Consider the following 15,247-nt stretch of genomic DNA (forward strand, 5'->3'; position numbering starts at 1 on the left):
CGAATGGGATAACGAATGTACGAATGGGATAACGAATGTACGAATGGGATAACGAATGTACGAATGGGATAACGAATGTACGAATGGGGAAGCAATACAACCTCCCCATTCGTTTATTCGTTCAATTATTCGTTGTCCCCTACTTCAATCCCGGCCAGCCGCTCGATCGCTTTGATCAAAGCGTGATTGCCTTCGTGGCCCAAACCGGCGGCTTGCAGCGTGCGGTAGAGGTGGAAGACGGTTGACGTGGTGAGCATCGGCGCGCCGACGGCATCGGCGGCGGCCAGCACTAGCCGCAAGTCTTTCTGTTGCAGGTCGATGGTGAAGCCGGGCCGCCAATCGCGCCGGATGACCTGCGGCCCCCGGTTCGAGAGCATCCAACTGGCTGCTGCACCGCCGCTGACCGCTGTCAGCGTCTTTTCAAGATCGACGCCGCTGGCCTGCGCAAAGACGAGCGCCTCGCTGATCGCCAGCATCGTGCCGACCACTAAAATCTGATTGACCAGCTTGACCGTCTGGCCAGCGCCGTGCCCGCCAACATGGGTGATCGTTTTGCCCATGGCTTGAAACACCGGCATCGCCCGCTCGACCAATTCCGTCGGCCCACCCACCATAATGCTGAGCGTGCCGCGCGCTGCGCCTTCGCTGCCGCCACTGACCGGCGCGTCAAGGAAGCTGATGCCGCTCTCGCCGAGCCGGGCAGCGAATCGCTGCGCTCCCTGCGGACTGATCGTACTCATGTCGATCATCAGCATTCCAACCTGCGCGCCCTCAATCACCCCCTGCGGCCCGAAGATCACTGCCTCGACATCAGGCGTGTCGCTCACGCAACTGATCACAATATCACTGCGCGCAGCCACCTCAGCCGGCGATGCGGCCAGTTGCGCGCCAGCGGCCACCAGCTCGTCGGCACGCCCCAGCGTGCGGTTCCAGACCGTTAGCGGAAACCCGGCGCGCAGGATGTTGGCCGCCATTCCGCGCCCCATAATGCCCAATCCGATAAAGCCGATCCGTTCGGTCATGGCACTCTCCTCATTGCTATGTGCGTGGTGCAACTAATGGTATCATACCTGCCGGTGGGCAAATCATGTTGTTTTTGGAGCCGCACAGCCGTGCAGCTCTACAGGAGGGATTCATTCGTTATGCTTGCTGCGCTCGCCGATCTGCTGGTGCTCGATCTCAGCCGGGTGTTGGCCGGCCCCTACGCCACGATGATGCTGGCCGATCTAGGAGCGCGGGTGATAAAGGTGGAACAACCCGGCCTTGGTGATGAAACCCGCCAGTGGGGGCCGCCTTTCACCGAGAATGGCTTGAGCGCCTATTTCATTGCCGTGAACCGCAATAAGCAGAGTATTGCCGTCAATCTCAAGCATCCTGATGGGCAAGCGATCGTGCGCGCACTCGCTCGCCGGGCCGATGTGCTGATCGAGAACTTCTTGCCGGGGACGTTGGCGCGGATGGGGTTGGGTTATGAAGATTTGCGCGTGCTCAATCCGGGGTTGATCTACTGTAGCATTACCGGTTATGGGCAATATGGCCCCGACGCGCAGCGGCCCGGCTACGATACGGTGATACAGGCTGAAGGCGGATTGATGAGCATCACCGGCGAGCCTGATGGCCCGCCGGTGAAGACCGGCGTGGCCGTCGCAGACATCACCACCGGCTTGTACGCCGCCACCAGCATTTTGGCCGCGCTGCATTACCGCACGCAGAGCGGCTCCGGCCAGTATATCGACATCGCCCTCTTTGATGTGCAGCTCAGTTGGCTAGCGAATGTCGCCTCGGCCTACCTCGTTTCCGGCCAACCGCCGCGGCGCTACGGCAACGGTCACGCCACGATCGTGCCATATCAGCCCTTTGCCGCCGCCGACGGCTATCTTATGATCGCGGTTGGCAACGATCAGCAATTCGCCCGCTTCTGCGCTGCGCTCGAACACCCAGAATGGGTGGCCGACGAACGCTTCGCCACCAACCCGGCCCGCGTTGCCCACCGTGCCATCCTCGTGCCGCTGATCGCAGAGGTCATTGCCCGCGCGCCGGTGGCGGTCTGGCTCGAACGGCTGCGCGCCGCTGAAGTGCCGTGCGGGCCGGTGAACGACATTCCAACCGCACTGCACAGTCCGCAGGCGCAAGCGCGGGCGATGGTGCAGAGTGTCGACGGCGTGCGCATGGTTGCTCCCGCCCTCAAGCTAAGCGCAACTCCGGCGACGATCTGCAGTGCGCCGCCTGCGCTGGGCGCGGATACCGAAGCGATTTTGCGCGAAATGGGTTATGAACCTGACCAGATCAGCGCGCTGCGCGCAGCCGGAGTGGTGGGGTGATTAAGCGGCGAGAAAGGCCAAGCCGCGCTGCACCGTCGCCGTGAAGTCCGGCGGGTAGTCGTGGCTTACGCCGCGGCGCACTTCAAGCTCGCACGGCACACCGGCTTGTTGGAGGGCAGTAACCCACTCGTGCACTGGCTGGGAGAGACTATCGAGGTCGCCAATCACTACATAGCCCCGCGTGTGCGGATCAGCATGCGCGAGCAGCGGCTCGACCTGCTCTGGCCGGATCGCTGGCGCAACGGCGAGAAACCGGTTCACAGCGACAGCCCCGCTCAATACCGCGCGCACCGCAAGCGCTGCTCCCATCGAAAAACCGCCGATCACCGTCAGCGGCGGCGGCGCTAGCTCAGCCAGATGCTGGCGCAGCTCGGCCAGTGCCTGCGCCGGATCGGCCCAATGGTAACGGTTGGGAGCCCAAAGCTGGGCCGATTGCAGCATCGCTACCCGCCAGCCAAACGTCGTCGCCGGTTGCCAGTAGTCGCCATCGCTCGCGATACTGCCGTTCGCCCCGTGCAGCGCAACCAGTAACTCCTGCGCCGATCCCGCCGGTTCCCACACTCGGCGTTGCGGGGTGGCCACGGCCTGCGCTTGCGCATATCGCTGCTGAAACAGAACTTGCAACTGCGCAAACGCAGCCGTTCCCCGCACGCTATCGAGATCAGGATCGCGCAACATCCGCTCGTGATACCAGAGACCCCGATCAGCGGCTTGTTGCAGCCAACCAATGACGCCGGCCTGATCGCCCATAGCACCGGCAAGGCATGCTCGCCAGAACAAGAGATCGCTTTCGTATTGAGGGAAGCGGGGCGCTTGTTGCGCGATCAACGCTAACGCCGCCGCATACGAATGCTGGTTGTAGAGCGCAAAGATTTGCGCACGCAACACACGAAAGGCAGCTTCAGTCATTGCGGTATCCTTAACGCATAGGCAGTCCATACGTGCAGTACCCGCGGCGTACTGTGTTCCATGCAGCCATCCAACGCACTCAAGAAGGTATAGAGTGCGTTGGATGGCTGCCGCACTCCACAGTGCCGTTAGACTACTCGCTTACCTATCCTACCACCTGCCCGCTCATGCTACAATGCCGCTACCCGCAGACAATTGGCGTCTGTGGCACGCAGACGGAGAGACGGCAATGCGACATGAACTGCACAGTCCTGCTGGCACGGTCGTGATCGATAACGCTGGCCGGATGGTCTTCTTCCACGACGGTCGCGAGGCGCTGCGTGGCTACGGCGCAGTAGCCCATGCCTACGGCGTTGATTTTCCCATTACCGGCGTCGCCAGCGCCGATGTCACCACCCATCATGCCCGCATTCATTACACCACGACTCGCCCGGAAGTCACGTTGCGCGTCGAGATCGAATCAACTCCGACCGGCTTTCGCTTAGTCTGGTCTGGGCCGCCCCATCTCCATGCGGTAAGGGTTGAGTGGCAGCTCGATCCGGGCCGGCCATGGTATGGCATGGGCGAGCGCATCTTCCAGCATTGGCCGCTCGATAGCGCGCCAGTCGTTTCCGATCCGTTCGAGCCGATCGATCATGGCCGTGATGGAACGTTAAACATCGCCACCCCCTTTTGGCTCAACGCTGCTGGTGCGGCGATCTTGCTTGAGGAAGGCGATGGCGAGTTGGCGGTAACGATGGATCGAGCGGGAGATGGTTTGTTGCGTATCACCAGCCGCGAAGTGCCGCCGCCGCCCAATCTTGGCTTTGACGAGCGTTATGCCGCACCCTGCCCCAACCTTGCCGGCCACGTCATTCTGGCCGCCAATGCCCCGGCTGCGTTCCATGCCGCGTTGCCATTGCTTGGCCGCCCAACCGCCGCTCCGCCGCGCGATCTCTTCGCTCGCCCGATCTGGACGACGTGGGCGCATTATAAGATGCACATTACCCAGCGCGATGTAACCGAGTTCACCACCCAAATCGTTGCCCACGGCTACCCCTACTCGGTGCTCGAAATTGATGACCGTTGGCAGCGCGGCTATGGCGCCTATGTGTTCGATCAACGCAAATTCCCCGATCCACGGGCAATGGTTGACGAGCTGCACGCGGCTGGGTTTAAGGTCACGCTCTGGACGCCGATCTTCTTCGATCCAGCCGATCTAGCCTTTGCCGTCGCTGCTCGGCGCGGCTACCTGATCCGACATCCCGCTGATGGTTCACCCTACCTCGTGCGCTGGTGGCAAGGCTATGGCAGCGTGCTTGACTTGACCAATCCTGAAGCGGTAGCGTGGTGGCTGAGCGAACTGCGCGCGTTGCAAGCTGAAACCGGGGTTGACGGCTTCAAGTTTGACGCTGGCGAAGCCAACTTCATCCCGCTCGACGCCATCTGCTATGCGCGAGAGCCGCGCCGCCGCTACGCCGACCGCTACACCGAGTTTGTCGCCGACCACTTCGCCTACACCGAAGTGCGCGCCGGTTGGCGCAGCCAGCGCCGCGGCATCCTCTTCCGCGAGTGGGATAAGTGGAGCCGTTGGGGAATTGATAACGGCTTGCACAGTGTGCTGACGCAGGCGCTAACCCTGAGTGTCTGCGGCTTTCCGTTCGTGTTGCCCGATATGATCGGCGGCAACGCCTACCAAGATGAAGTGCCCGACGGCGAACTCATGGTGCGTTGGACGCAACTGAGCGCATTGTTGCCAACCATGCAGTTTAGCGTTCACCCGTGGCAGTACGGCGCTGAAGTTGATGCGATTTGCCGGCGGTATGCCCACTTGCACACAGAACTTGACTCGTATCTCGCCGAGCTGATCGACGAAAACCTGCGCGACGGCACGCCGCTGGTGCGCCCCCTGTTCTGGCACGATCCCAATGATGAGCAAGCGCTGCGTTGCAACGACCAATTCCTGCTCGGCGCGCGCTACCTCGTGGCTCCGGTGGTGCAGCCGGGCCAGCGCCAACGCGACGTCTACCTGCCGGTAGGCGTCTGGCGCGATTACTGGAGCGGTGCGATCCATCAGGGGCCGGCCCAGTTGACCGACGTGCCAGCGCCGCTCGAGCAGATGCCGCTGTTTGAACGGCAGGAATAGGGGCGGCCCGGCAAGCCGCTGCTCGCGCCCCGGTTGTCATTGCGAGCCCCGCGGTAGGGGCAGAGCGCGGCTCTGTCCTCGCGCGGCTTCGGGCGCTCCGCGCCCTCGCAATGACATACGGGCCTGTCATGGCGTACCGCTATGTGCCTCTCCCAACGCCACAAACGCGATCACCTCAGCCACCCGCGCCCGCCATGCCGCTTCGTTGTGATCGGCGCCGGGAAACTTGCGCGTAATCCAATCGAGGCCGTGCCGATACCCTGCCCGCCGCATCCATTCGTCCATCCGCTGCTGAAACGGCTCATACTCGGCGTCAAGCCCAACCGTGCCGTAATCGAAGTAAAAGCGGTGACGGCCCGGCGGCGGCAAGAGCGCCGCCAATTCATCAACCAAGATATTACCGCCTGCCGGCCAGTGGATCGAGACACAACCCGCGCCGTGAAAGACATCCGGGTAGCGGCAGAGACCGTATAGTGAAACCAAACCGCCCATACTCGACCCCATAATGAAGGTATTGGCTTGATCGGGCAGGGTAGGATAATGGGCATCGACAAACGGCTTGACCTCTTCCACCAGATAGGCCAGATACGCATCCGACACCGGCTCGCCGCCCATCCGCTCGACAATGCCTTCCCATCCGCGCGTCTGGCGGAGCGCCTCGAACGGTTGTTGCGGCGCATATTCGCGCCAGCGTTGATCGGTACACCAAATCCCAACTACAATCGCGCCGGGCCAGCCGCGCTTGGCGCGCAATCGTTCAATCGCCTGATCAACTGCCCAGACCTCGCCATCGGCCCGGAGAGCGGGATCAAACAGGTTTTGGCCATCGTGCATGTAGATGACCGGCAGTCGTTGTTCGCCTATCGCCGCCGGCAGCCAGACATCGACGGGGCGTGATGGAACATAGCGGCTCGTGATATTCGTATGGCGAGTGAGAGGCATAAACCTATTCCCTTTGATTCACTGCGATGTTACTGCCCTAACTGGTACGTGATCACCCCATCGGTGCGGGTGCCGATCCAGAGCACCCGCCGCTGATCAACTGCCAGCGCCAGCGGTTCAGCGCCGGTAAAGCCTGAATCACGCGGCAGAAAATTGCGCCATGTCCGGCCATCGTAGCTGAGCAGAAAGCCGCCGGTGGTGAGCGGGCGGGCCGCGCCGACCCACAGTTCGCCGGAAGCGGTCTCAAGCAAGGTGGTGATCGTCTGCGCTGGCAACTGCCGATTGGCGGTGGTCAGCCACTCCCAGCGCGTGCCATCCCACTGCGCCAGCCCTTCACCTAGCGTCGCCACCCACACGATGCCGTTGTGATCAACCAGAATAGCCGAGACGCCGGCCCCGCCAAAGCCATCGGCACGGTCAAAGTGCTGCCAGACGCCGGTGGCCGGTGTGTAGCGGCTGACCACGCCAAGCCCGCCAAACCACACGGCGCCGGCGGGATCAAGCCCGATCGCAAGCACCAAACCGCCGCGCGCCGCTTGCGGCAACGGCTGCCAGCGGCCATCAGGTTGGCGCACTGCGCCGCCGGCGCTCGTGCCCAGCCAGAGTGTGCCGTCTGACCCAGCGACCATCGTGCGGACAAGTAGATCACGCTGCCCGCCAAGCGTGGGAGTCTGCCATACCCAGTTGCTGCCATTGGTGACGAGTGCCAGACCGCGATTGCTCGCCGCCCACAACCCAGCGCCTGTCTCGGCCAGCGCGTAGACTCGCCCTAATGGTAGGCGCGTCCAGCGCGGCGGGTCTTCGCTCACTGCCGGCGCTTGCCAGATCACCAAGCCGGTCTCGCTGCCGATGGCCACTCGCCCATCGCGTAACGGTTGCAGCGCGTATATCGCTCCCGGCGGCAACCCGCCAGCACTCGGCTTGATGGTGTTCCAGCCAATGCTACCCAGCGTGACCATCACCAATGCGGTGCCGTAGACCGTCGCAATAAAGCCTACCAACAGCGCCAGCGCGATCCACGCATAGCGGGGCGGGCGCAGAAACATGATCTCGCTCCATCCCCAATACTCATTGAGATCACGCAGCCACGTGACGATCCGACCCAAGACCGGCGCCACCAATAACACAATGGGAATGACCAGTGTAAGCGCATACTGCGGCCATTTGACCGGCCACCAGAGCAAGATCAGCAACCCGCTTACAAACCAGACGACCAAATAGCGGCGTTGCGGATCGCGCCAAGCGGCGGGCAGACCGATCAGAGCCAGTAGGGTCAGCCATGGATCAGGGCCGGGGAAGAAGAAGACTTCAGGGTGCCATGCGACCGCCGGCGCCGTGACAACCCAGATCAGCGGTTGGTACCACGGATAGGCGGCGGCCTGCACCTCGCTCCCGTGGGTGTAGGCCGTCCAGAAACCGGCCATAGCGCCAAGTCGCGTCACCGGCTCGCGCCAGATCGTGGGGTTCGCGAGTGCGAAGACCAGCAACGCAAGGCTGACCAACTCAGCCAGCCGCCGCGCATACCACACCCACCCCGTGCGTGCTCGCGGCTGCGCCGTTGCCTCGGCGCGCAACGCAGCCAGCGCGAGCGCCACCATCGCCGGCAAGGCAACGATCGCGTACGACATCTTGGCCGCCGTTGCCAGCCCCCATGCAACGGCGCCGATCCATAGCCAGCTCCGTCGGTAGTGCGTGGCCGGCAGGCCGGCGCGTTGCCATGCGCTGATGGCCGCCACTGCGAGCGCCAACGGCAATGCTTCAAGGTACGCCTGCGCTGTGTATTTGATCGTCAGGGTATGGATAGCCAGCAAGCCGGCGGCCAGCGGACCGAAGCTGAACGCCAGCAACGCAATCGCCAGCGTGCCGAACAGCGCCGCGATTAAGCGTGCCGCCAAAAGGACGGTCGTTTGGTTGGCGCTCTCACCCAACAGCAGCGCGCCGCCGGTATAGACCAGCTTGGCAAGCGCCGGATGCTGGCGGTTGCCGGGGTAATCGATCACTCCCGCCCAATCGCCCTGCCGGATTATGCGCGCATAATCAAGCGCCGCTCCGACATACACCGGCTCATCAAAATCGCGCGGCAGCGCCAAGGCGGCCCACAAGCGCAGCAGCGCGGCCAGTACGATCACGCCGATCAACCAGCCGCGCGACGAAGAAGCGTTCACGGTTGTCTATCCCTTGACACCGCCAACCGTCAACCCCGACACGAGGAAACGCTGAAGCATCAAGAAGACGATGATCGTCGGCAGAATGATGAGCAACCCGCCAGCAGCAAAGTTGCCCCACGGCACACTCATGCTGTTTGCCAGACTGAAGAGACCGGGCACCACCAACTTCATGCTGTCGGGAGCCGGCACCAGCACCGAGGCAAAGATAAAATCACCCCACCCTGCCAAGAAGCCCAGCAGCGCGGTGACTGCCAATGCGGGGCGGGCCAGTGGCAACGCGATCAAGATAAATGACTGGATCGGCCCGCAGCCATCAATCATCGCCGCCTCTTCCAGCTCGATCGGGATCGTATCGAAATAGCCCTTCATATTCCATGTGCTAAAGACCAGCGTGCCAGTGGTGTAGGCAAGGATCAGACCCTCATGCTTGCCGTACAAACCCAGCGCCGTCAGCAACTGCGCCACCGCCACCAGACTCAACACGCCGGGGAAGGTCTGAATGGCCAGCAGAAGAATGAGGGCAAACTCGCGGCCATAAAACTTAAACCGCGAGAAGGCAAATGCCGCCGAGGTCGTAATCACCAGCGAGGCCACCGTCGTCACGCCGGCCACATACAGGCTATTGCGCAACCACGTCAGCAGCGGACGGTCAAAGATCATCGCCCGGTAATTCTCAAACGTCCACTCGGTAGGAATAAACATACCGAGCAAATTGAGGGTGTAGAGCCGGTCGCCGGTGCGGCCCGAAGCCAGAAAGGCAAACCAGAGCGGATAGACGGCAAACAACACCCCAAGGATCAGGATGGTGTACTGCAAGACGAAGACCGGTCGCGAAGGTTTGCGGATCATGACTCGTAGGCCCCTTTCGTGATGCGCGTCAGCCGCAGGCTATAGAGCGTCGCCGAGAACAGGAAGATAAAGAGAATGACCGAGAAAGCCGTCGCGTTGCCGAAGTTCTGGGTTTGGAAAATCTGCTTGTAGGCATAGACAATCACAAATTCAGTTGCGCCGGGACGGCCAACCTCATTGACCGGCCCGCCGCCGGTGATCGCCCATGCGGTGCCGAACATCTGAAACGCGGTAATCGAGGTCAGCACCGTGGCCGGCAATACCGCCGGACGGATCAGCGGCAACGTAATCCGGGTAAGTTGCTGCCACCACGAAGCGCCATCAAGTTCTGCTGCCTCATAGACATCGCGCGGCACGGCTTGCAACGCGCCAAGGATCACGATCATGAAGAAGGGGTACGAAAACCACGTATCAACCAGCACGATAATCAGAAACGCGCTGACCGGATCGCGCAGCCACAACGGGCCGGCAATGCCGAAGAAGGCCAACACCTGATTAATCGTGCCTTGCTCGCGGAAGAAGAACTGCCAGATCAAGGCGATCAAGATCGCCAATGACGATGCTGCCCATGGCACAAACAGCATCACACGGAAGAATGTCCGGCCGGGGAGGTTCTCGCTATTTAAGATCAGGGCAAACGTCAAGCCGAGCAAGAAGCTAAACGGCACCCGCGCAATCACAAAGAGTAGCGTGCGGAAGACCACCACCACAAAATCGCCGGTGCGCATGAGGACATCATATGCCTGCGCCACATTGACCACAGCGGCCAGAATAAACCCCAATACCAACGCCCCCAGCCAGACAATCGACGGTGCAACCGGCGGTTCCATCATCTTTTCGAGTCGCCGGTTAATAAACCCAGCCGTAATTAGCGGCACGAAACACAGGGCAATCGCGGCCAACGCGCCCAATGCTTCGGGGGTGAAGAGATTGCCAATCAGATTGGCATAGTTAGCGAAGAGCGGGTCTTGCAGGCGGTACGGTTGGCCCATCCCTACCGGCGCGCTAGTGCGGAATTGCGGCCAGCAGAGCGGGTCAAGCACACTGGTGAGAAAGACGCTGCAATCAGGATTGGGCCGAAAACGGTTGCGATTGGTAAACGAGGTATAAACGCTGAGCAGAATGGGATAGATATTAAACAGCAGAATGCCGATAATGGTGGGCCCGGTGAAGAGCAAAACGGTGAGCGCCTTGCGGCGATTAGACCACGACACCATGTGCGTTACCTCACTGGAAGCAGCCGGAAGGCTATTGAGCGGACGCCGGGCACCCGACCGGCGCGACGGTAGCGAGTGAGCCGGACGGCAAGGTCCGGCTCATATTCATCATCAGCGTTGACGATGCAGCAGGGCAAGCTGTTGTACCTTGCACTGCCGCCACCACCTTACTTCATCTGCATAATGGCCGCTTCAATCGCCTGCGCGGCGGCAGCCAGCGCATCGGCCGGCGACTGCGTGCCCGTCCAAATCGCGACGCTCGCATCACCCACCGGACCCCACTGGGCCGAGGCAAACGGGGTATTCGCCATCGGCACGCCAGCATTCAACGCCGCGCCAAAGCCGGCCAATGTCGGCAACGCCGCCACTTCCGGATTCTTCAACGCCGCAGTCGCCGCCGGCACCGTCTTGTTGGTCAGCGCCAGCTTGGCCTGCACCTCGGCGCTGGTGAAGTACTTCATAATGTCGAGCGCCACCTCGGCGTTGCCGCGCTCAACCGCATTGCGGGTCAGCATGAGGGTCTTGATGCCGACGAAGGGCTTACCTAGCGGCAGAATGTCGTAATCAACGCCGTCCTGCTCGATTCCGGCAATCGCCCACGGGCCAGTCCACCACATCGCCGCCTTGCCCTCGGCCAGCGCCGCCTTGCAGATGTCGTAGCTCTGCTCGCTGAACGAGGCCTTGCTTATTTCGGCCAGCCACTCGCCACCCTTGATCATTTCAGGGGTGTTGACGTAGACTTTTCCTTCGTCATCAACGTAGCTCGGCACGCCATAGCCGAAGTAGATCGGTGCAACGTGATAGGCATCGCTGCCGCCAAAGCCCTGATTGCAGACCAGTGTCTTGTCGGGGTTGGCTGCGCGGAAGTCCTTCGCCATCTGCAACAGCTCATCGAGGGTGGTCGGCAGCTTCATATCGCCGATCACCTTCTTGTTGTAGATCAGCGCGATGCCTTCCTGCGTCTCCGGCAAGGCCCAAATCTTGTCTTGCCAGATCACGCCGTTGACCGCCGCCGGCTCGTAGGTGCTGCGCAGGAAGTCTTCGGTAATGCCGTAGTCGTTGAGGGCGACGATGTTGCCCACCAACGCCTGCTGGCCGATCTGGTCATTGGCCCACCCAATGATATCGGGGCCTTCACCAGCCGGGATAGCCACGTTGAGCGCGTTGCTTACGTCTTCAGGCTTCGAGAGGTCAATCTTTACGTTCGGGTGGGAAGCCTCATAGTCACGGAACGCCTGCTCAATTGCGGTGAGGTACGCACCATCCCACTGGTGCCAGATGCGGATGGTAACCTGCTGGCCGGAAGGTGCAGTGGTGGGTTGCTCGGCCGGAGCAGCGGTCGGCTGAGCCGGAGCAGCGGTCGGCTGAGCCGTCTGGCCGCCGCCACACGCCGCCAGCATCATGGCCGCGGCAAGGAACATAGCGATCAAGGCACGCTTCATTGCATTCACGGTTGTACTCCTTAACTGTGTCTACGACGACGAAAGCACTCTGAAGGGAAATTTGTGCTAACGGGCGAACAAATCCGGCATGAACTGAGCGGTATGCGACAATTGAATGCGATCCACCTCCTTTCTACGCATTCAACAGGAGCGCATCACGCGCAGCCGGGAAGGAGAACAGGTATACGTGGAGGCCGGCATTGCTTCTCGCCATTGTCAGGCAAGAGGCCAGCCAAAGGGCATTTGGGGATGTTTCCCTCCCCTGCGCTGGACGACAATAGTTGTACTAGACATTGTTTTATTTACAACCTTTTCAAGCACAACTATACCGCACTCCTGCGCCCCTGTCAAGTGGGCGCAAGTAATTATACCGCAGAATACAAGAGCATAGCGGGACACTAGTACCCCATTGCCCCGCCATGTGGCGGCCCGTAGGGTCATAGCGTCACTATGACCCTGGGAGCAAGCGTCGCTATGACCCTACACCCCTACGGGCCGTACCGCCAACGGACATAGTGCTGCCCGACGTTGCCCATCTCGACCCGCCAATTCGGATCGTTGTCGGGGGTGTAGGTCAGCACGCGCCGTTCAAAGGCCTGCATCAGCACATCTTTCTCGACGCCGCCGACTTTGACCCGCGCCCAGTAGGGTTCGCTGATCGGCAAGCCCATCACGAAGAGCCAGTCGATGATCTGGCGGTTGACATACCGGCCATTTTCGAGCACGACTCCCTGTTGGGCAAAGTAGTCGAGGAAGACTTGGGGGATGTTGTGACCAAGGGTTGGTTCATAGCGACCGATCCACACGTCGTAGCGGGCCAGATCGGACCGGTCAACCACCGTGCCGTCGCGGTTGAGGAAGGCGGTCACTACTTGCCCGGTTTGATCCGGCGCGCGGTTTTGGTTGACCGGGAAGGCGACGCTGCGCAGCGTGGTGTAGGTCGGTGCGTTAGGGTTAACGGCAGCCGGATCGCCGGCCACTGCCTCGTTGGCCGGCGCGCGATCTTCAAACTGGGCATCGCCAAGCTGCATCCGCCCGGTCAGCATCTCGACGACGAGCAAGCCATTGGTGACGTACCACTGGTTGCGCGGCGCATCCGGGTTATTGATCTCCATCCGGCTCTTGTCAAAATACTGCACCAAGCGGCTGCCACCAGGGCTTTGCGTGTATGGTTCGCGCATCGCGCCACTGATCGGTTGCGGCCCCCAAATCCACGAGCGCGGGCGTAGGCCCGGTGCGCCGCCGGCCACCGGTTGATCGGTGCGCTGCCAGACGTTGCGCATTGCATCGTCGGCAAAGGCGCCATTGGCCGGCACAAAGCCGTCGCTCACTGGAGGCTGCGGTGGTGCGGGTGGTTGCGGCTGGGCCGCTCCCGGCTGATAGATGAGGTAGATCGGACGTGGCCCGACATCGAGTGTTACGACGCCTCCCGGTGCGGCTTGCTGGCGTTGCCCGCCGTCGCGATCAATGATTGTCACTTCGGCGTCGGCGCTAGGGATGCGCACCTGCCCGCCATCAACCGCCCAAATAACCTCGACCACGCCGCGATCGGCGGCGAAACGGGCGGCGTAGGCTTCCGGCCCGCTATAGCCGGTCAGATCGTCGAGGTAGATCACCCCTTCACCGGTGCGGCTATCGGGGTCGTCGTCAATCACAATCGCCTGCAACGTGATCTCGCCATCGAGTTTGCCATCGACAAAGCGAATCCGGTTGCCCGGTTCGACGGGGCCATTCACTGCCGCCACTAGTTGCTGCCAGCCGGGAGGGCCGATCTTGCCGAGCCGGTATTGCAAGATTTCGCCTTGCGTATCGCGCAATTGTACTTTGAGATCGAAGCTGCTGCCGTCACCATACACCCAAAGCCCAATTTGCGATGTGCCTGCAGGGAACGTGATCGCTTCGCGCGGCGTGAAGCTGACGTAATCGTTGCCGGTAGTGGTGAAGCGGTAGCGTACCTCAGCCGCACCGCCGCCGTTGCGTACTGGTGCGCTACTCTGACCAATCGAGCCATTGCCGGTAGGGAAGGTCTGCCACGCTATCGCTCGCTCAAAGTCAAATGCGACTCGCGCTTCGCTCAACCGGCGCAAACCGAGCGGCTGCCGTCCGCCTACCTGCTGGTTGAGGGTGCGGAAGGCGTTGAAGGCCGGTTTGAATTGGCTGTAATCGCCTTGTCCGTTGCCGTAGCGTAAGAGGCCGTAGGCGTTAAACGGCGCGCCATTGCGCAGTTGCATGTCTTTGAAGCGGTACATGATGATCCGCTCGACGCCGGCTTGCCGCAACAGCGCCATCGCCCGGATCAGATAGTTCGCCTGCGTTTCCACATCAAACGCCTGCTCGCCGGTGCGATCGGTCGGGCTATCGGCCCAGCCGAATTCAGTCACCCAAATTGGTTTGGGGCCAAGCCGGGCGGCTAACGTCTGAATCGCGCCAATCCCGACCGTATCAATCGAACCGGCTTCCGGGCCGAGCGGATCGGTATAGGGATGCAGCGCAATGATGTCGAATGATCCCCAAGCGCCGTTGTCGGCGATGGCTTGCAAGAACGAGCCAGCCGGTTCAGGCGAGACAATGCCGGCGGCCAGCACCGTTGCGCCCGGATCAGCACCTTTGATCGCAGGATAGACCGCGCGCAACAGCGCAGCATACGCTGCCGGATTGGGCGCTGGCCGCCAATACACCGCATTATCCGGTTCGTTCCACACCTGCCAATAACGCACGCGATCTTTGTAGCGGTTGACCACCGTCGCGGCAAAATTGGCGAAGAGTTGTGGATCAGGTGGGTAGAAACTACCTTGCGCAGGCGGAATGTTGTCGTCAGCCGGATCGGGCGTGCCCCAACCCACCGCCGGGTAGAGCAGGCCTACGATATTGACCCCGCGTTGCACCAATTCATTCACCGCCCGATCGGTGAACGTCCAATCAAATTGGCCGGGACGCGGTTCGATCCGGCCCCATTGAAACTCCTCGCGCACCCAGCCTAAACCGCTCTGGGCAATCACGTCGGCGGGCCGGTTCAGTGAGTCAGGGAAGGGGTAGCTTGCAGCGATGTGGGTATTCGCGCCAAAGACTGAAGAGTTCGCCGATTGTGCAACCGGCAATACGGCAGGCCAGTCGGCCAGCAGCACTCCAACCAGCAGTAACAAGCTGAGATGGCGGGCATAACTCATACTGCATTCCTCTTCAAACTACAATAGATCAATAAACGTAGTATACCGGTTTGGCTGGCCAAAAACGGTAACACTTTCTGCAAAATTTGGCGCCGGCCACATCCTGC

The 15,247-nt window shown here is 61.4% G+C and carries 10 protein-coding genes; 2 read left to right on the forward strand and 8 right to left on the reverse strand.

Going from position 1 to position 15,247, the window contains the following annotated elements; genetic code table 11:
- Nucleotides 1–125 precede the first annotated feature (125 nt).
- Complete coding sequence (locus tag U9R61_RS00920; protein ID WP_322486948.1) at nucleotides 126–1,055, reverse strand: NAD(P)-dependent oxidoreductase; 930 nt, start codon at nucleotides 1,053–1,055, stop codon at nucleotides 126–128.
- Nucleotides 1,056–1,142: 87 nt separating this feature from the next.
- On the opposite strand from U9R61_RS00920, the gene U9R61_RS00925 reads away from it, so the two are divergent.
- Entirely contained in the window at nucleotides 1,143–2,321 is a 1,179-nt protein-coding gene (locus U9R61_RS00925; protein WP_322486949.1) for a CaiB/BaiF CoA-transferase family protein, read from the forward strand.
- Here U9R61_RS00925 and U9R61_RS00930 read toward each other — a convergent pair whose 3' ends face one another.
- The gene (locus tag U9R61_RS00930; RefSeq protein WP_322486950.1) at nucleotides 2,322–3,230 is read right to left on the reverse strand and encodes a hypothetical protein; all 909 of its coding nucleotides are present in this window, start codon (nucleotides 3,228–3,230) and stop codon (nucleotides 2,322–2,324) included.
- A gap of 229 nt (nucleotides 3,231–3,459) precedes the next feature.
- On the opposite strand from U9R61_RS00930, the gene U9R61_RS00935 reads away from it, so the two are divergent.
- Nucleotides 3,460–5,355 (forward strand): glycoside hydrolase family 31 protein, encoded by a 1,896-nt coding sequence (locus U9R61_RS00935; RefSeq protein ID WP_322486951.1) that lies wholly within the window; start codon nucleotides 3,460–3,462, stop codon nucleotides 5,353–5,355.
- Nucleotides 5,356–5,481: 126 nt separating this feature from the next.
- Here the strand turns inward: U9R61_RS00935 and U9R61_RS00940 are convergent, their stop codons facing one another.
- The 6 genes from U9R61_RS00940 to U9R61_RS00965 all read right to left on the reverse strand — a co-directional run bounded on the left by U9R61_RS00940 (nucleotide 5,482) and on the right by U9R61_RS00965 (nucleotide 15,140).
- Nucleotides 5,482–6,297, reverse strand: coding sequence for an alpha/beta hydrolase (locus U9R61_RS00940; protein ID WP_322486952.1), 816 nt, complete (start codon nucleotides 6,295–6,297; stop codon nucleotides 5,482–5,484).
- A gap of 29 nt (nucleotides 6,298–6,326) precedes the next feature.
- Nucleotides 6,327–8,462, reverse strand: a complete 2,136-nt coding sequence (locus tag U9R61_RS00945) for a transcriptional regulator (RefSeq protein ID WP_322486953.1) — start codon at nucleotides 8,460–8,462, stop codon at nucleotides 6,327–6,329.
- A 6-nt stretch (nucleotides 8,463–8,468) separates the two neighbouring features.
- Nucleotides 8,469–9,314, reverse strand: coding sequence for a sugar ABC transporter permease (locus U9R61_RS00950; RefSeq protein WP_322486954.1), 846 nt, complete (start codon nucleotides 9,312–9,314; stop codon nucleotides 8,469–8,471).
- Nucleotides 9,311–10,531, reverse strand: coding sequence for a sugar ABC transporter permease (locus U9R61_RS00955; protein ID WP_322486955.1), 1,221 nt, complete (start codon nucleotides 10,529–10,531; stop codon nucleotides 9,311–9,313). The genes U9R61_RS00950 and U9R61_RS00955 overlap by 4 nt, the downstream gene beginning before the upstream one ends.
- A 167-nt stretch (nucleotides 10,532–10,698) precedes the next feature.
- Nucleotides 10,699–11,973, reverse strand: coding sequence for an extracellular solute-binding protein (locus U9R61_RS00960; RefSeq protein ID WP_322486970.1), 1,275 nt, complete (start codon nucleotides 11,971–11,973; stop codon nucleotides 10,699–10,701).
- A gap of 488 nt (nucleotides 11,974–12,461) precedes the next feature.
- The gene (locus U9R61_RS00965) at nucleotides 12,462–15,140 is read right to left on the reverse strand and encodes a flagellar filament outer layer protein FlaA (RefSeq protein ID WP_322486956.1); all 2,679 of its coding nucleotides are present in this window, start codon (nucleotides 15,138–15,140) and stop codon (nucleotides 12,462–12,464) included.
- Nucleotides 15,141–15,247 lie beyond the last annotated feature (107 nt).

This window comes from Chloroflexus sp., from assembly GCF_034431535.1.
In the GTDB taxonomy this organism is placed as follows: domain Bacteria; phylum Chloroflexota; class Chloroflexia; order Chloroflexales; family Chloroflexaceae; genus Chloroflexus.